Origin of the sequence: Flavihumibacter profundi (assembly GCF_020076305.1) — a bacterium.
Taxonomy (GTDB): Bacteria; Bacteroidota; Bacteroidia; order Chitinophagales; family Chitinophagaceae; genus Flavihumibacter; species Flavihumibacter profundi.
In genome coordinates this window covers 2,140,001-2,158,182 of the sequence record NZ_JAIQXE010000001.1, presented here as the reverse complement: position 1 = coordinate 2,158,182, position 18,182 = coordinate 2,140,001, and the positions used below count along the sequence as shown (strand labels likewise).

14 protein-coding genes (1 of these 14 cut by a window edge) are annotated in these 18,182 nt (G+C 46.6%); 11 read left to right on the top strand and 3 right to left on the bottom strand.

The annotated features are described in order from the left end of the window. Positions 1-17 precede the first annotated feature (17 nt). The 8 genes from LAQ65_RS09315 to LAQ65_RS09280 all read left to right on the top strand — a co-directional run bounded on the left by LAQ65_RS09315 (position 18) and on the right by LAQ65_RS09280 (position 9,929). A complete protein-coding gene (locus LAQ65_RS09315) occupies positions 18-1,754 on the top strand; it encodes a GMC family oxidoreductase (protein WP_224116678.1) in 1,737 nt (578 codons plus the stop codon). A 4-nt stretch (positions 1,755-1,758) separates the two neighbouring features. Then, a complete protein-coding gene (locus LAQ65_RS09310; protein WP_224116677.1) occupies positions 1,759-2,391 on the top strand; it encodes a gluconate 2-dehydrogenase subunit 3 family protein in 633 nt (210 codons plus the stop codon). A gap of 207 nt (positions 2,392-2,598) precedes the next feature. Continuing rightward, the gene (locus tag LAQ65_RS09305; RefSeq protein ID WP_224116676.1) at positions 2,599-3,168 is read left to right on the top strand and encodes a hypothetical protein; all 570 of its coding nucleotides are present in this window, start codon (positions 2,599-2,601) and stop codon (positions 3,166-3,168) included. Between the two features lie 72 nt (positions 3,169-3,240). Beyond that, positions 3,241-4,545, top strand: a complete 1,305-nt coding sequence (locus LAQ65_RS09300) for a neutral/alkaline non-lysosomal ceramidase N-terminal domain-containing protein (protein WP_224116675.1) — start codon at positions 3,241-3,243, stop codon at positions 4,543-4,545. A 49-nt stretch (positions 4,546-4,594) separates the two neighbouring features. Continuing rightward, positions 4,595-6,151 carry a hypothetical protein gene (locus tag LAQ65_RS09295; protein WP_224116674.1) on the top strand — a complete coding sequence of 519 codons (1,557 nt, stop codon included), beginning with the start codon at positions 4,595-4,597 and terminating at the stop codon, positions 6,149-6,151. Between the two features lie 35 nt (positions 6,152-6,186). Beyond that, the gene (locus LAQ65_RS09290) at positions 6,187-7,206 is read left to right on the top strand and encodes a polysaccharide deacetylase family protein (RefSeq protein ID WP_224116673.1); all 1,020 of its coding nucleotides are present in this window, start codon (positions 6,187-6,189) and stop codon (positions 7,204-7,206) included. Between the two features lie 12 nt (positions 7,207-7,218). Further along, a complete protein-coding gene (locus LAQ65_RS09285; protein WP_224116672.1) occupies positions 7,219-8,613 on the top strand; it encodes a neutral/alkaline non-lysosomal ceramidase N-terminal domain-containing protein in 1,395 nt (464 codons plus the stop codon). Positions 8,614-8,627: 14 nt separating this feature from the next. Next, entirely contained in the window at positions 8,628-9,929 is a 1,302-nt protein-coding gene (locus LAQ65_RS09280) for a CehA/McbA family metallohydrolase domain-containing protein (RefSeq protein WP_224116671.1), read from the top strand. Between the two features lie 93 nt (positions 9,930-10,022). Here LAQ65_RS09280 and katG read toward each other — a convergent pair whose 3' ends face one another. Next, positions 10,023-12,257 carry a catalase/peroxidase HPI gene (gene katG / locus LAQ65_RS09275; protein ID WP_224116670.1) on the bottom strand — a complete coding sequence of 745 codons (2,235 nt, stop codon included), beginning with the start codon at positions 12,255-12,257 and terminating at the stop codon, positions 10,023-10,025. Positions 12,258-12,538: 281 nt separating this feature from the next. Here katG and LAQ65_RS09270 point away from each other — a divergent pair, with 281 nt between their 5' ends. Together LAQ65_RS09270 and LAQ65_RS09265 are read left to right on the top strand one after the other, a co-directional pair. Beyond that, positions 12,539-13,495 carry a hypothetical protein gene (locus LAQ65_RS09270; protein ID WP_224116669.1) on the top strand — a complete coding sequence of 319 codons (957 nt, stop codon included), beginning with the start codon at positions 12,539-12,541 and terminating at the stop codon, positions 13,493-13,495. Positions 13,496-13,503: 8 nt separating this feature from the next. Next, the gene (locus LAQ65_RS09265; protein ID WP_224116668.1) at positions 13,504-13,899 is read left to right on the top strand and encodes a hypothetical protein; all 396 of its coding nucleotides are present in this window, start codon (positions 13,504-13,506) and stop codon (positions 13,897-13,899) included. On the opposite strand, the gene LAQ65_RS09260 is transcribed toward LAQ65_RS09265, so the two are convergent. Beyond that, positions 13,896-15,416: a peptide ligase PGM1-related protein gene (locus LAQ65_RS09260; RefSeq protein ID WP_224116667.1), complete on the bottom strand. Its 1,521-nt coding sequence runs from the start codon at positions 15,414-15,416 to the stop codon at positions 13,896-13,898. The genes LAQ65_RS09265 and LAQ65_RS09260 overlap by 4 nt on opposite strands. Positions 15,417-15,538: 122 nt before the next feature. After that, the gene (locus LAQ65_RS09255; protein WP_224116666.1) at positions 15,539-18,040 is read right to left on the bottom strand and encodes a M1 family aminopeptidase; all 2,502 of its coding nucleotides are present in this window, start codon (positions 18,038-18,040) and stop codon (positions 15,539-15,541) included. Positions 18,041-18,157: 117 nt separating this feature from the next. Here LAQ65_RS09255 and LAQ65_RS09250 point away from each other — a divergent pair, with 117 nt between their 5' ends. Next, on the top strand, positions 18,158-18,182 hold the 5' end (the start) of the coding sequence (locus LAQ65_RS09250; RefSeq protein WP_224116665.1) for a hypothetical protein. Its footprint extends 815 nt past the window's final position; 25 of the gene's 840 nt are visible here — the first part of the coding sequence; the start codon lies at positions 18,158-18,160; the stop codon falls past the right edge of the window.

The window sequence follows — 18,182 nt, the reverse complement described above, 5'->3', positions numbered from 1 at the left end:
AAACTTAAACTTGCCATATGGGAGATGTCCAAATCAAGGAATCCGCAGAGCAGTACGATGTGCTCATTGTTGGGTCTGGCGCAGGCGGCGGTATGGCCGGCTATGTGCTGGCCAATGCCGGTATCAAAGTGTTAATGCTCGAAGCAGGACCCTTTTTTGATCCTGTCAAACAATCACAGCAATTAAAATGGCCTTATGAATCGCCACGCCGCGGGGCCGGTACCACGCGGGCTTTCGGCGATTTTGATGCCGCCTACGGTGGCTGGCAGATTGAAGGCGAACCGTATACCACCAAAGACAAAACGGAATTCCAGTGGTTCCGCTCCCGCATGCTGGGCGGTAAAACCAACCACTGGGGCAGGATTTCCCTGCGGATGGGCCCGCTGGATTTCCAGCCAACCGACGGACTCTCCGATCCCTGGCCTATTACTTACGAAGAGCTGAAGCCTTTCTACGATAAAGTCGACCGCATGATCGGCGTCTATGGCACCAACGAAGGACTGGAAAATGATCCCGACGGCATCTTCCTGGCCCCACCCAAACCCCGCCTCAATGAAATCTTTATAAAGAATGGCGCTGCAAAAGCAGGCGTTAAAGTGATCGCCGGCAGGGGATCTGTATTGACCGAGGAATTACCGGGTAACAAAGACCGCGGCGCCTGTTTCTATTGCGGCCAATGCGGTCGCAGCTGTAAGGTCTATGGCGATTTCTCCGCCTCCTCCTGCCTGGTGATCCCCGCTATTAAAACCGGCAACCTGAAAGTGATTACCAATGCCATGGTCAGGCAGGTGCTGACTGATAAGGAAGGCAAGGCTACAGGCGTTTCTTATGTGGATAAAACCGACGGCCAGGAATACCAGCTCAAAGCCAAAGTGGTGGTGCTGGGCGCCAGCGCCTGCGAATCGGCACGGATCCTGCTGAACTCGGCAACGGCCCAGCATACGGGCGGACTGGCCAATGCCAGTGGGGTTGTCGGTAAATACCTGCACGATTCCACCGGCGCCAGCCTCGGTGGCTTCCTGCCCCAGCTGATGGACCGCAAGCGCTATAACGAAGACGGCGTGGGCAGTGTACACATCTATTCGCCCTGGTGGCTGGATAATAAAAAACTGGACTTTCCCCGCGGGTACCATATCGAATATGGCGGCGGTATGCATATGCCTTCTTACGGTTTTGGCGGTGGTATCGCCAAAATGAATGGCGCTGTGCCCGGCCGCGACGGACAAACGAAGCCCGGCGGCGGATTTGGCGCTTCCCTGAAAGACGACTACCGCCGGTTCTACGGTACCCAGGTCGGCATGGCTGGCCGCGGTACGGCCCTCGCCAGGAAGGAAAACTTTTGCGAGATCGATCCGAATGTGGTGGACAAATTCGGTATCCCGGTATTGCGCTTTAATTATACCTGGAGCAACGAGGAAATTAAGCAGGCCAAACACATGATCGATACCTTCCAGGAAATCATGCACCAGATGGGCGCTGTGATCACCTCTACCATACAGGGTCCCGAAACCAACTATGGACTGGAAGCGCCAGGTCGCATCATCCATGAAGTGGGTACCGTGCGGATGGGCAACGATCCCAAAACATCCGCCCTCAACAAATGGTGCCAGGCCCATGATTGCAAAAACCTGTTTGTAGTGGATGCCGCACCTTTCGTACAGCAGGGTGATAAAAATGCCACCTGGACCATCCTGGCCTTGTCCATGCGCACCGCCGAATACATTCTCGATCAACGTAAGAAACAAAATATTTAAGACCATGAACAGGAGACAATCCATAAAAGCCCTGAGTGTTACCGCCTTAAGTGCAGGTTTACTGCTGGACGCCTGCAAAACGGATACTTCCAAAAACACCAGCGAGGTGGACCATACCAACCTGGAATATGCCGCCGGGTTACAGGATTTTGAAAAGGAAAGGCTGGAGAAACTATATGCCCAACCGAACTTCTTCAATGAACATGAACGAAACACCCTGGTTATATTGGGCGACCTGATCATTCCCGCCGATGCGGTTTCAGGCAGCGCTTCTGATGCCAAAGTGATCGACTTTATAGAGTTCATCGTGAAGGATATTCCCGATCACCAGGTTCCCCTGCGCGGCGGATTGAAGTGGCTCGATATGCAATGCTTCTCCCTTTACGGGAAATCCTTTTCCGGCTGTAGCAAAGACCAGCAGGTAGAGATGCTCGAATTGATTGCTTATCCGGGTAAGACAAAGCCTGAATTCCACCAGGGCGAGGAATTCTTTAACCGGGTGCGCAACCTGGTCGCTACCGGGTTCTATACCAGTAAGGTCGGTATTAAGGACCTGGGGTATGTCGGCAACACGCCCAACAAGTGGAAAGGGGTTCCGGCAGAAGTATTGCAACAATACAACCTGAAAGACGAATAAGTAATCTATGCATATAACAAAAAGCGCAATACTGTTCTCAGTGGCAGTTATGGCGTTGACTGCCTGCCCTGGATGCAGCGGGCGGCAAGGGGGAAAATAGCGGCCATTACATGGAGTAGACCGAAGGCTGACCCTGGTTAGACCCTGGTTATACCCTAGTTTAGGTCTATAAAATATTGATTTATAACCTTTAAATATTTCAGCAAAATGGCCAATGCCGATCGTAATGCATTAACGAAAAATCTTAGCGGCAGGGTTGGTAACATTGTTTACCGCCAGCGGAATGGGAAAACGATCGCCTGCCGTGCGCCGGTTTCTAAAAATGGCTGGAAACCTACCCTCCGGCAGGCGATGAACCGGGCAAAATTTAAGGCCGCGCATGAATATGGACTGAAAGCGAAGACCGATCCGCAACTGTTTGATTATTACAACAGCCAGCTGAAAAAGGGACAATATGTTTACCATGTTGCTGTAAGGGATGCAAGCAAGCCACCCAGGATACTTGATTTTAATATAGAACAGAAGAAAGAAGAAATGCTGACAGTTGTCCATGTGTGTGCAGTGGATGATACCAAAGTGGTGGAAGTAGCTGTTTCTCTTTTTGACAAAAATGGACAGGTAATTAATAGCGGTCCGGCAACCCAAATGGACTTCCCGGATGATTGGGAATTCTATATCCGGCATCCGCAGCAGGAAGCCTTATACAGGATTGAAATTATCGCAAAGGATATGGCTGGTAACACGGATACCCTGAGTACCATTTATGAACATCCCTGAGTACCGGATTATGCAATTACGGTTGTTCCCTGATGGCCTATTTTTTAACAAAAGTTGAATTAAGTATTTTAAATGAAAAATTGTTTCCTGGTTATTGGCGCCCTCTGTTTTTTTGTATTTCATGCTGATGCACATAATTCCCAACTCAAAGCCAGCGTAGCATCTGTCGATATTACCCCACCCATTGAAATGAAGTATACCCTGGGCGGTTACGGTGAACGGATGAATAAACCTGCCGAAGCTATCCACGACAGGATCTGGGCTAAAGCACTGGTCCTGGAAAAAGATAATCGCAAATATGCCATTATAACCCTTGACCTGTTGGGGCTTCCAGCCAATGTTAAGCAAGACCTCTTGAAAAGGATTTCTAGTTTGGGGTGGAATGCGGATAACATGATGCTCTTGCCAAGTCATTCACATGGCAGCCTGGAGATGTCCGCCCTGAACAGCAAAAATCTCCTGGGTAGTCCCCAGATTGGGATATTCCAGCCAGAACTGCTTGATTTTCTCCTTAACAAACTTGAAGCACTGGTCATCGCTGCTGACCAGAATTACCAGCCGGTAAAAATCGGGACGGCTAGTAAAACCATTGATGGCCTTAACCGCAACAGGCGGAAAGACCCGGAAGTGGATAAGGAAATGATCGTTACCAGGGTAGACCTGGAAAATGGTAAACCACTGGCCGTGCTGGTTAACTGGACTGCCCATCCAACTTTTATCGGCGGTAAGGATATGCTGGTCTCTGCCGAATGGCCCGGATACCTCCAGACTGAACTACAAAACAGGATTGGCAATGGCGTAACCGTGATGTATTACAACGGATCTGAAGGAGACCAGTCGCCCATCCTGAACGAACCCGGTGACGCCTACAAAAACATTGAAGTTTATGGACAAAAAATAGCCGGAATAGCCTTCGAAGAATTCAAAGGGATAAAAACAAAAAACAACAAGGCGTTTGATTACAGTTACCGGGTCATCAAATTACCTGCGCGTGTCGCGCATCCGTCATTTATGAAAACCGGGGGCAGTGAATACGGATTAAATGAGGGCACTGTAAAAGTTATTTTAGAAATGATGTGCCCTACGGAAGTAGGAATAGGGGCTGTCAGGATCGGGGACCTTATCATAGCTGGTGTTCCGGGCGAAATGACTGCTGTGCTGGGCATGAAAATAAAATCTTCCCTGGAAAAAGGGAGCGCTGATAAAGTCGCTATTGGCGGCCTTGCCAATGAATGGATCAGTTATATCCTTAGTCGCAATCAGTATGAACATGGGGAAGGATATGAATCGAGTGTCAGTTTTTATGGCGCCGGATTAGGCGACCTTATTTCCGATGAGGTGATAAAGACTGCATTGCCCATAACAGGAACAAAATAAGACAGGCTGGTTTCAATTGAAGAAAATCAAATAAAAACTAAGGTTACTGATGAAAAAAATTTTGAAAGCCCTCGGATTACTATTGCTGGTTATGGTTATTGGATTCCTCGTTTGGGGATATACCAATCTGAAAGACCGGAATCCTGGTTATAGCGCAGATGTAAAAATCGCCAACCCCAAAGCCGCTCAATTGAAAGCGGGGTTTGCAGCACTCACGATTACTCCTGAAGTTCCCGATCGCTGGACAGATAAAAATAATGATGCGGAGTACCGGCCGAAGGATGGCGATACCTTCACTGATGGTAATGGTAACGGGGTTTTTGACCCGGTTTGGATCGCAGGCTTTGGCAATGGCCGGGCCGCTAACGGCATACATGATGACCTCTGGGCCCGGACCATGGTGATTGATGACGGATCAACAAGGATTGCTATTGTAGCAATTGATGCTATCGGTTACTTTAATGATGATGTCATTGATATCCGGTCAAGAATTCCTAAGGATGCAGGCATAACCTATGCCATTATTGCATCTAACCACGATCACGAAGCCCCGGACCTGATGGGCATCTGGGGTGAATCGCCTTTGAAGACAGGTGTCAACAAGGCTTATATGGAATATGTGAAAAACCAGGTGGTTAAATCAATTGTAACTGCTGTTGAAAAAATGCGGCCTGCAAAACTTTCTGTATCAGAAGACCTTACAGGTGCAATTCCCCTGGTGAAGGATACACGAAAACCCGAGGTGCTTGATGCCGGGTTGAGAATCATTAAAGCAACGGATAAAGAAAATGGAAAGGTCCTGGGTTCCCTGGTTTCCTGGGCTGACCATCCTGAAACATTGTGGAGTGAAAATCTCCTGGTCTCATCCGACTTCCCCCATTACGTTCGCGAAGGTGTTGAGAAAGGGATTTATAAAAATGATAGCCTGGTGAAACCCGGTATTGGTGGGGTTGCTGTGTATATCAATGGCGCTATCGGTGGATTGATGTGTACGCACCCGAGTTTAACGGTGAAAGATCCTGTTACCAGCCAGGAATATAGTAAGCCATCATTTGAAAAGGCCGAAGCCCAGGGCAAAGCACTGGCCTTGCTTGCCTTGAATGCGATGGATAAACCCATTGAAGAAATTGACACTGCAGGGATTTCCCTCATCGCCAAAACAATTTATATGCCGGTCGCCAATAAGCTTTTCCAGTTAGGAACGGTAGTGGGTACATTAGACAGGGGGACTTCCGGCTGGATGAATATGCGCTCTGAAGTTGCTGCTTTTAACATCGGACCGCTTTCTTTTGTAACTATACCTGGTGAAATATATCCTGAAATTGTTAACGGTGGTGTGGAAGCGCCCGAAGGCCACGATTTCGATATTAAGCCTTTAGAGACGCCACCCATCAGGGAGATGATGCGCGGTAAATATAAGTTCGTGTTTGGCCTCGCCAACGATGAGATCGGCTACATTGTTCCCAAAAGCCAATGGGATGCAGACGCTCCCTATACTTATGGGAAAGAAGACAGACCGTATGGCGAAGTGAATTCATTAGGGCCTGAAACTGCACCTTTACTGCATGGTCATATTAAATCCCTGCTGAAGGAATTGAATCAATAACCGCAATAAAAAATAATAACTAAACCATCTTTCCCATGAAGCTTCAATTATCCGGAAGAACACGATCTTCCGCACTGGTGATGAGCCTGGCCTTCCTGTTTATATTTTCAGCGCCCACATTTAGTCAACCTGACCCAACTGCTGCCGGTGCAAAAAATAACAACAAAACCTGGGCAGAGAAATTAGGTTTTCCCAAAGGGAAAAAGGTATTACTCCTTCATATGGATGATATCGGGATGTGCCCTGAAGCCAACACGGCTGCAGAGCGCTATATTGATAACAAGGATATCCAGTCAGCTGCGGTGATGATGCCCTGCCCAAATGCTGTGGCTTTCATTGAGTGGGCAAAGAGCCATCCTGTTCCGGATATTGGCTTGCACCTTACCTTAACGAGTGAGTGGCAGGATTACCGCTGGCCTTCAGTGACAGATCCATCAAAGGTTCCAGGGTTAATTGATCCGGATGGAAAGCTCTGGCATGAAGTACCTGATGTGGTTAAACATGCTTCAGCAGCTGAAGTGGAAATGGAAATCCGTGCACAGATTGAAAAATGCATTTCCCTGGGTTACAAACCTACCCATATTGATACGCACATGGGAACTTTATATGGTTCACCTGCCTATGCGAAAGCTTTTTTTAAGGTTGCCCAGGAATACAATATTCCCGCCAATGCACTTAATCTGGCTGATCCGGAGCTGGTGAAAAAATTCAAGGCGCAGGGTTACCCCATTAATGAAGAAATGATAGCCCTTGCTGAAAGTTATCGCCTGCCTAAACTGGATAATTTCACCAGTGTGGGCAGCGGGCCTACCTATGAAAAGAAACGCGCTGATTTCCTGGCGATGGTAAAATCATTGAAACCGGGATTAACCGAAATTATTTTTCATCCATCGGTGGAAACAGATAACCTGAAATCTATCACGAATTCCTGGCAGCAACGGGTTTGGGAAGCACAACTGTTTTCCGATCCTGTCGTGCACCAGTTCTTTAAAGAGGAAGGAATTATTATTACCAACTGGAAAGAAATCATGAAGCGGTTTACGGGTAAAAAATAACCAGCTAAATATATGCTAAAACGATTAGGGATTATCCTGGGCGCTTTCCTGCTTCTCCTGCTTTTGGTTGTATTCTTCAGTACATCTTTTGTCGAAAGGGAATCGTATTTCGATGAAGACTATTATAAAGAAACTGCGGCTAGGATCGACAGCCTTAAACCCGTTACAGAAACGGATTCCGTCCAGGCAGGATTTGCACGGGTGAATATCACCCCAACGCTTAACAGCACAGCAGATAATTACCAGGAAGGGAAATTTATCCAGGTTCCGCTTTCCGGGTATGGTGCACGGAAAGGCAAGTATGCCACCGGCATTCATGACAGTATTTTCGTGAAGGCAGCGGCATTGAAAGTCGGGTCGCAAACGGTCGTTTTCGTAGGGGCCGATTTGCTGATCATGCCACCTGGTGTTATCGACTCGGTTACGGTATTGCTTTCCAAAAAAGGGATCCGGCGCGGGCAGGTATTTTATTCGGCCTCCCACACCCACTCAAGCCTGGGCGCCTGGGGGCCGGGTTATGTTGGTGAACAGTTTGCCGGAAAAGAAAATATTAATATTGAACGCTGGCTTACCCAACAAATCTCTGCAGTAGTTATCGCAGCATTAGCAGACCTGAAGCCGGCAAGGATCAGCACCGGGAATTTTGCCATTGACAGGTATACCAACAATCGCCTGATCGGCAAGACAGGGGATAAGAACAATGATTTTAGTTTCATCGCCCTCGAGCAAAAAGGCCATAAGAAAGCAATCATTGGATCCTATTCTGCGCATGCAACCACATTAGGTGCAGATAACCTTGAAATCAGCGCCGACTATCCCGGTTACTGGCAGCGGAAAATGGAAGCGTCAGCATTTGACTATGCCGTGTTTTTTGCCGGTTCGGTAGGAAGCCAGGGCCCTTCGGGTGAGGGCGAAGGTTTCGATAAGCCAAAGTTTATTGGTGAAGGACTGGCAGATAGTTTGAAAGGACAACTATCCAACCGGGTTTTCAAAGACACTATTACATTTTCATCGCTCTCCCTCAAAATACAGCTGCCTGAATACCATATCAGGCTCACCAAAGAAATTAATCTTGCTACGCCGGTCAGCCAGAAATTATTGCCCTTCCAGGATGATACTTACCTGCAGGCAGTGAGGTTGGGAAACATGATCTGGATAACAACCCCCTGCGATTTCAGCGGTGAGTTTGCGCTTCAATTAAAAAACTCCCTGGCCGCTTACAGGTTTGATGCCAATGTTTCGAGTTTCAATGGTGGTTATGTGGGATATATTGTTCCGGGAAGATATTTTTACCTGGATAAGTATGAACCTAAAGTCATGGGCTGGTTTGGCCCGAACATGGGAGAGTACACCATGGATTTAATACGCCAGGTAGCAAGGATTATTTCGGGTAAGGATAACATTTAAAGAACCGTTCCGCTATGATAAAAAAGATTGTTAAGTATTTCTTCATCTTCGTTTTAGGGTTGCTGTTAGTTGTGCTGGTGTTTTTATTTTCAGCGGGACTGTGGCACAGATGGGTAACTTATCCCAGGTTTGATAAACAGGTAAAAGCTTTCCAGGATCGCAGGAAGGAACCGGAAGCGCTCACTGCTTTACATACCTACAGGGGCGCGCTGCATGCCCATAGTTACTGGTCGCACGACAGTAGAGGCAGGTTGTCAGACATTATCCCGGCAGCAAAAAAAGCGGGCATCGATTTTATTTTCCTTACGGATCATGCCCATGGAGACAAGGATACCATTCCCCGCGGTTACCATGGCTACTATGATGGGGTATTGATTGAGCCGGGCACGGAAAGGGAAGGCTATTGTACCTGGCCACTTGATTCTGCTGTTATCGACTGGACTGTGAAAAAGGACACGGTTGTGAAAAACGTTGTTACGAATGGTGGGATCATCTTTTATGCCCACAGTGAAGAAGAACATAATTGGGACAATCCTTATTTCCAGGGTATGGAAATTTATAATATCCATACCGATATAAAAGATGAATCCTTACGTCCCCTCATCTGCAATTTCATTACCAGCGGAACCAAATATAAGGAGTGGGCCATGCGCGAAATATTTGATGAACAGGTGGATATACTCGCACATTGGGATGCATTGAACAGTAAACGAAAGATCGTTGGCTTTGCAGCAGTGGATGCGCATGAAAACCAGAACATCCGTGCCCGTTACCTGGAAGATGGCCGCGTTGAATGGGTTGGGCCTGATAACCATGCGATTGATACTGTTGAAGCGAGTATCTGGAACCGTTGGATGTTTCATGCACCCGATGAAAACGGATGGATTTTTAAATTCATGACGGATACCTACCAGGCCAGCTTCAATATGGTGACCAATTATGTTGTAGCGGATACCTTGTCGGTTCCATCCATCGCAAATAGCTTAAAGAAGGGAAACCTGTTCATTGCATTTAAAAGCCTGGGTGATGCAAAGGGGTTTATGTTCTGTTCGAAAAACGCGGAAGGTAAAGTAAGTGGTATACTCGGTGATTCGGTGCGTATAGACAATGTGAAATCTTTCCAGGTGGTTTCCCCGCTACCCGGTCAGTTCAGGCTTATACGCGATGGTAAGGTGATCAATGTTTCTGCAGATGACCAGTATCAATTTACATGGTCAGAACCTGTCCGGAAAGGCGTTTACCGGCTTGAGATGCATATTAAGATTGATGGGAAGTATATTCCATGGGTGTATACAAATCCTGTTTATGTGTATTGATGGAATCTATTAACCGGGAATATTTACCATGGAAATGAAAAAAGGTGGTCCGTTGCCGGGCCACCTTTTAAACGATATAACAAGGCGCTGAAATCAGGCCAGGTCGAAACGGTCAAGGTTCATCACTTTGTTCCAGGCTGCCACAAAGTCCTGCACAAATTTCTCCTTGGAATCCTCGCATGCATAGACTTCAGCCAGGGCACGCAGTTCTGAGTTAGAACCGAAGATAAGATCGGCACGGGTGCCGGTCCACCTGAGTTCACCTGTCTTACGATCATGGCACTCAAAAACATCCTGCGAGTCAGAAGTCGCATTCCATTTCGTACCTAAATCGAGCAGGTTGACGAAGAAGTCGTTGGTGAGCGCTTCCGGACGTTTGGTGAAGACACCGTGTTGGGAATTATCGAAGTTGGTGTTAAGGACACGCATGCCGCCAACCAGGACAGTCATCTCAGGTGCGGTCAGCGTTAACAGTTGCGCCTTGTCTACCAGCATTTCCTCAGCCGATACAGGGTATTTGCTTTTCATGTAGTTGCGGAACCCATCTGCTTTTGGTTCGAGGACAGCGAATGATTCCACATCAGTTTGCTCCTGCGATGCATCGGTCCGTCCCGGTGTGAAAGGTACTTTCACATCATGGCCGGCATTCTTTGCTGCCTGCTCAATTCCTGCACATCCTGCCAGTACGATCAGGTCTGCAAGGGATACTTGCTTTCCGCCGGCCTGCGCACTGTTGAATTCCTTCCGGATGCTTTCCAGTGTTTCTAACACCCTGGCCAGTTGAGCCGGGTTGTTGACTTTCCAATCCTTTTGCGGGGCAAGCCGGATGCGTGCACCGTTTGCGCCTCCGCGTTTATCGGAGCCACGGAAGGTTGACGCTGAAGCCCAGGCTGTAGATACCAGTTGCGATACAGTCAGTCCGCTTGCCAGGACCTTAGCTTTCAATGCGGCGATATCATTAGTATCAATCAGTTTGTGTGTAACTGCGGGTATCGGGTCTTGCCAGATCAGTTCTACAGCAGGCACTTCCTTGCCGAGGTAGCGGGCACGTGGGCCCATATCACGGTGGGTAAGTTTAAACCATGCTTTGGCAAAAGCGTCTGCAAATTCATCAGGGTTTTCAAAGAAATGCCTTGAAATTGGCTCGTATATTGGATCCATCCGCAAGGCGAGGTCAGTGGTAAACATGATTGGGGCATGACGCTTTGAAGGGTTATGCGCATCCGGTACAGTATTGGCACCCATATCATGCTTCGGCTTCCACTGGTGTGCACCGGCCGGGCTCTTGGTCAGTTCCCATTCGTAACCAAACAGGTTCCAGAAATAGTTGTTACTCCACTTGGTCGGCGTAGTGCTCCAGGCGCCTTCCAGTCCACTGGTAATTGTATATTCTCCATTACCGGTACCATAGGAATTTTTCCAGCCGAGGCTTTGCTCCTCAATGCCCGCAGCTGCGGGTTCCCGGCCAACATATTTCCCCGGATCAGCTGCGCCGTGGGCTTTACCGAAGGTATGTCCACCGGCTATCAGGGCAACTGTTTCATAGTCATCCATCGCCATACGGCCAAAAGTCTCACGGATGTCGCGGGCAGCAGCAACCGGATCAGGATTTCCGTTAGGACCTTCCGGGTTAACATAGATCAGTCCCATCTGAACAGCAGCAAGGGGATTCTCCAGTTCACGGTCACCGGTATAGCGATTGTCTCCCAGCCATTCTTTTTCAGAACCCCAGTAAACGTCTTCATCGGGTTCCCAGACATCTTCCCGTCCGCCACCGAAACCGAAGGTCTTGAGACCCATCGACTCAAGGGCGCAGTTGCCTGTCAGGATCATCAGGTCTGCCCAGGAAAGTTTCTTGCCATATTTCTTTTTGATCGGCCAGAGCAGCAGGCGTGCTTTGTCGAGGCTCACGTTATCAGGCCAGCTGTTGAGTGGTGCAAAGCGCTGTGTGCCTTTGCCCCCGCCGCCACGTCCGTCAGAGATGCGGTAGGTGCCGGCGCTGTGCCAGGCCATGCGGATGAAGAAAGGCCCATAGTGTCCATAGTCGGCCGGCCACCAGTCCTGGGATTTCGTCATCAGTTCGTAGATGTCTTTTTTCACGGCATCCAGGTCGAGACTCTTGAACTCCTCAGCATAGTTGAAGGTCTCACCCATCGGGTTTGACAGCGAAGAGTTTTGACGGAGAATGTTCAGCTTTAGCTGGTTTGGCCACCAGTCACGGTTTTTCGTGCCACCGCCTGCGGCTTGTTTTAAAGCTCCGCCATGAAAAGGGCACTTGCCTGCGCTTTCAGTATTAACTGATGAAGCCAGGTTTTTGTCATTATCCATATTAATTGTTTTTAGTTTATAGGCAATGTATAAGCAAAAGTATCAATGAATTTGCCAAAAGAATTATCTATTTAATTGATTTTCTCATAGACAAAAACTATGAACTTCAAAAAGCCATCAGGGGATTTGGATATCATTCAGCCAGCCAATATTCGGCCCGGTTAAAAACAAGGGAACCGTTAGTGTAATTTACAGTATTAAAGTAGCGCAGGATTATTATCTTGTTATTAAGTTGACCGGAAAAGGTGGCGGACCTATGACTTGCATAAAAGCATATTGCTATGAAACAAATAATGCACAAACTGATGATGACAGTATTATTTCTTGTCTCGTCGGTGTTTCATTTGTCTGCCCAGAAATTGACAAATACTGAAAAAGCATTAAAACAGGATTATAATCTGGTTCCCCGGCCTTCAAGGGATACCCAGTATTATGAAATGGAATCAAAACTGCAAAAACATGCTTTAGACGGAACTATCCAGGGGACTGATATTTATCGTTTGTTTCTCCGCTGCGTTCCTTCCCCTGATCCTTCCGGAAAAGATGAGTACACCTGCCTGAAATTTACACTTCAAATAAATAATTCTCCTGCAGTAGCTATTCCTTCACTTAAGTACTGGAAGTATCAGTTTTCTCTACGTGCTACAAATGATGACAATGAACAAATGTTTGGTGTTGACCGTGGCAAATTTGAAAAGTTAGCGGATGAAAATGGAAAGAACCTGCCTGTCGAAAATACTTACCATATTTATAACGCTTTTATAGATTTTCACACGATGAGTGTGTTTGCGGAAAGAACAACAAAGGATAGTGGTGTCCAGGACCTGAAAAACATTGGGGATAAAATTGTTCATGCTGCTTCTTTTTCACAACCAAAAGTAAACCTTGGTAAACAGGTTTCCGAAGGATCATATTTTAAGAATGGAAAAATTACATTGGAGTTTAAGGGACTTGGTTTGATTAATGGAAAAAGCTGCGCAATACTGGAATACGATTCCGGGGAAAGTTCTTTTTATATGTTGACGAAACCAATGGCAAATATGGAAGTAAACACTAAAGGAAGTTCCCATTATTGGGGTGATATTTACAAAGACCTTACTGCCGGGTGGATTCAAAAAGCAATAATGCATGAATTAGTGGTCAGCGAAACAACTGTGCCGGGAATGAATAAGGTAAATTCCGTTATTGAAAGAAGCATTACTATCAAAAATATAGCACGATTAAATTTTAAAGAATAATAGTCAAGATGATAGAACAAACTGACCTTGTTGTTAACGAATGGATTTATATACCACCTGTTAACATTCCTGATTCAGGAGGAAATATAACATCACAGGTTACTTTAGAAGTAATGAAGAAAACTGCACCAACAAAAAAGGGAATTGCCTGCAGGTTCACCTGCCGCTTTGTTAATGAGAGTGATGCGATCCTGTTATATGTAGCAGAGGATTCCTATGTTATAGACCTGGCCGACAAGGTAGACAGAAATGAAATCCTGAGGATGATCAGGAATTCCTATTCAAAGTATACGGATAAATTCGAATTCAGGAAACTCGGGACGATACTGGAGAACAGGAAATTGCCTGTATTAGAGGAGCATAATATTGATGTGGATGCAATAGTCCCCCTTTTATATTTTTAACCCTTGTTCAGGGCGTGAACCGTCTTTTCGAAAATTGTTTTCGTCCGCTGGGGTGTCTTCCCGATACAGACCACCCCCAGTTTTCCATATTGCGACAGGGCGCCGATCAGGTGAAACATTACCCCTTCCTGGTGGGTGGCATCAAAATGCAGGTCATTGGAAATGGCGATATCTATCAGGTCAAACGATGTTAATCCGTGGTACCTTTCGTCGCTTAAATTATCTGTGGAATGGTAATAACGGGCTTGTCCGCTTGGGGTCAGGTAAGTCCCGTTATCAGCATCGTAAGAACCATTAGTCAGGAATTGCAGCATAAGGAAAGGGTGTGTGGTGCCGCCTTTACGAAGGTTAATTTCAATAGCATAATTCTTCCAGCCACCCTTGTCTTTTACCGAAAGGAAATCAACGGAAAACCTGCCCAGTACACCTTTATCCCGCAATAGCTCCGCTACTTTCTTACCTAAATGGGCAATCTCGATACTGTATTCGCTGGATGCAGGAAAATCAGCCCCCAGGAAAACCTGTCCGGATTCGCCGCCAAGGCATTGGTCGTGGGTGGAAATCACTTCCACTTTGCCTAATGGGTTTATCCTGTATTGTACAGATGGTGATTCTTTTAATTCCCCTTCTATAAATTCCTCTACAATGCCATGCATTTGTTCAAACTTGGCAATGAACTGTTCAGCAGTCATGCCAAAGGCCACCACCTTTAATTGCCTGGTGAACTGGCCTTCAATCCATTGCCTCAACTCATCAATACCTGGTGCACCGGCATAAGTAAATATGGCATTCCCTTCACCGCTAAAACCTTCATCGGTTTTAATGACGGCCTTTTTTAAGGAAGGGTTCTTTTTCCTGAGTTCGGTTAAGGCATCTATTATTTCAGTTTTGGTTTTGATATTTTCAAAACCTTCCGGAAAAAGGAGGCCTGACTGGCGGAACAATTCACGGCTGCTGCTTTTTGAGCCCCAGAAATAGAGGTCGGGGTCGCAGCCATAAATGGGGATCCCCAGTTTAACCGCAAGGGTCCTTTCATAAGCAGTTACGTTGAAGCAGGCCATATGGGCAATATGGCCCGATGGGATCGCCATCTTAATCCTGTTGATAAGTCTTGGACGGTCAAGTATTTTCTGGGTCAGTGAAGTTGTACTGCTGTCATAACAATTCAACAGGGTTAATCTCTTCCGTGCATGAAACCCGGTGATACCGGGCAACAGGTGAAGGTAGTAGTCAATAATAACCTGGTCTATCTCGACGCTGCTTACAAATACAACATGGGTATTTGGCATGCGCAGGAGCATCAGCATACAAAGCATCCGTTCTTCATAAAAAACATGCCCTTTGACTTTGGCTAATATATCCTGGTCAAGTGTAAGGGAAGGCACAATGACAACCGTTTTCGGTGCGAACGGGTCCGGGAAAACAGATTCGTACTGGCTGCTGAAATTGGCCTGTAAATTTTTGAAATAATCAATTTCCTCAGGTGATCCGGGAACCAGGTGTTTGTGTGCTGCCATGGGAAGCATTTTTTTGGGAAGTGAATACCGGCCGTTAGTAATGTACGCAAAAACGGGGAAATAAGCAGGCTGGTATACCTGCTCATTTCCCCGTTTTTTTTAACCGGTTATTTAACCCGGGATCAAAAAGCCTTCTTTTCCGATACTTTCTTCGCTTTAATATATTCTACCAGTTCGAGGCTGGCTGCGGTGTTTTCTTTTTGCTTGGCATTCTGGATACCCTGCAGTACCATATTGTTGATATATGGATCAGTCTGGGTGCGGTAATTGGCAGGAATTGATTCCCTGAACGCAACAATCTGGTCAACGCCCAGCTTGACTTTTACGGGATCTTTTGCCTTGGCCAGCAATGCCGCGAAAGGTTGCAGCATCTCAAATTTACTTTGGGAAAGCGGCATGTCGCCAAAGGTTTTATTAATCGGGTCCAGCGCTTCCTCGATACCGTTTTCAGCGGAAACCATCGTGATGGCACTCATTAAATCGCCCTTGGCTGGTTTTTTCAGCAATTGTTTTGTAGCGGTTACTGCTGCATCATTATCTAATTCATTTAGGGCCTCAAGGGAAGCGCCGGCTATGCTGTAAGAAGAATCACTGATGCCAACCTGGATAACCGGCAGGTAGGCTTTATTGTTATAACTGCCCAGCAAACCAATCGCTTTCGCCCTTACAACAGATTTAGGGTCTTTAGCAGCCAGTTCACTGATTTTCTTTTCAACAGCTGATTTAACAGTCGAATTCTTCATATCAAGTTTTCCCAGTGTCAGGTTCCTCAGTCCGTAGTATGGATCATTTAAAGCAGTTATCAGCAGGTTCCTTGCGGCGGGGTCATTTTGTTTTTTAGCACAAAATTCAATCGCTTCGCGGCGGTCCACGTAGTTGCCCGCATTTTTATACTGGTATACAAACTCGTTCAGCGATTTATTGTCTTTCTTCTCGCAAAGCAAAACCTTGTCGGCATCCACATTAATCAGGTCGGGCCTTTTTTCGTAAGCGAAGCTGAAGGTATCTGCCCTGTCCATCATCATAACTGTATGGCGTGTTTTTTTACCGTTTTCATATACGTCAATAGCAAGTGGTATCTGGAACAGCAGGCTGCTGTCCTGGGTTTGCTGGATAATCACTTTTGCAGTATGGGCGGTATCGTCGTACACGTAATCGATATTTAATTTCGGGTGTCCGCTACCGAAATACCACTGGTTGAAGAACCAGTTCAGGTCACGGCCACTGACTTCCTCAAAAGCGAGACGCAGCTGGTGTGCTTCAGCAGATTTGAATTTGTTCGTGGTGAGGTAATTGTTCAATCCTTTAAAGAAAGCGCTGTCGCCGAGGTAATTCCTGAGCATGTTCAGGATGCGGCCGCCTTTCTGGTAACTAACGCCATCGAACATGTCTTCTTTATCATTATAATAAAAGCGGACCAGGTGTTTTTCTGCGTTACCGGGGTTGGACAAATAGCCCTGCATGCCTGCATAGTTCACGGCAGCACCTGCGTCTTTACCATTTTTGTATTCATTCCAAAGTGTTTCGCTGTAGTCAGCAAAAGATTCATTGAGGGTAAGGTTACTCCAGCTTTCAGCGGTCACATAATCGCCGAACCAGTGGTGGAACAATTCGTGTGCGATAACATCTTCCCACCTGTTCTCATCCACCAGTTCGCGGGCATCCTGCTGGGCGCTTTCCTGGTGAAGGGTAGCAGTAGTGTTTTCCATCGCGCCACTGACATAGTCGCGGCCAACAATCTGGGCGTATTTAACCCAGGGGTAGTCTACACCGGTAATCTTAGAATAGAAAGCAATCATCTCCGGTGTGTTGCCAAAAATGCGGCGGGCAACCGGTGCATATTCTTTTTCGACATAGTAACTGACTTCCTTGCCCTTGTAGCTGTCTTTGATAACAGCATATTCACCCACACCCATGAAAAGCAGGTAAGGAGAGTGGGGGAGGTCCATCTTCCAGTAATCGGTCCTTGTGCCATCGGCATTTTTCTTCTGGCTAACCAGCTTACCGTTACTCAGCGTAACATATTTGGCAGGCACGGTCATCAGGATTTCATCGGTTTGTTTTTGTGCTGGCCTGTCAATCGTAGGGCACCAGACAGAAGTAGCTTCGGTTTCACCCTGTGTCCAGATCTGGGTGGGTTTGTTTTTTTCTTCGCCTTTGGGGTTGATGAAATAAAGTCCTTTTGCATCAGTAATGGCAGCGCTGCCCTTAACTTTCAGTTCATCAGGTTTGGAAACGTAATCAATATATACGGTGTAATTATCGCTGGCTTTATAGGTTTTATCGAGGGTAATACGAATGGTATAACCATCATATTTGTAGGTCAGTGGCTTGCTGGTATTGCCTTTCACCAAAGACACTGATTTGATGTCCATCCCTTTGGCATCCAGCGACAATGAATCGGTTGGATAGAAATGCGGTTTGAGGGTGATCCACGCTTTTCCATACATCCACGATTTGCTATAATCGAACCGTGCATCCAGTTTGGTATGCACCAGGTCATTAATGCGGGGTGATGTTTCTCTGTAATTCCTTGGGGAAGCTGGTTCCTGGGTTTCTTCTACCTGCCCATAGCCGGTATAAATAGCCGTCACCAGCAAAGCACTGATAAATCCTTTTTTCATATCTGTATTTTACGCGGTAAATTTATCGGTTACTCGATAACATTACACTAAAAAAAGTATGAAAGGTTGTAAAGGATCGCTTTATGTAGATTTGTTTCGTAATCCGGAAGGTTGTTCATGAGATATTTTTTATCCCTTTTAT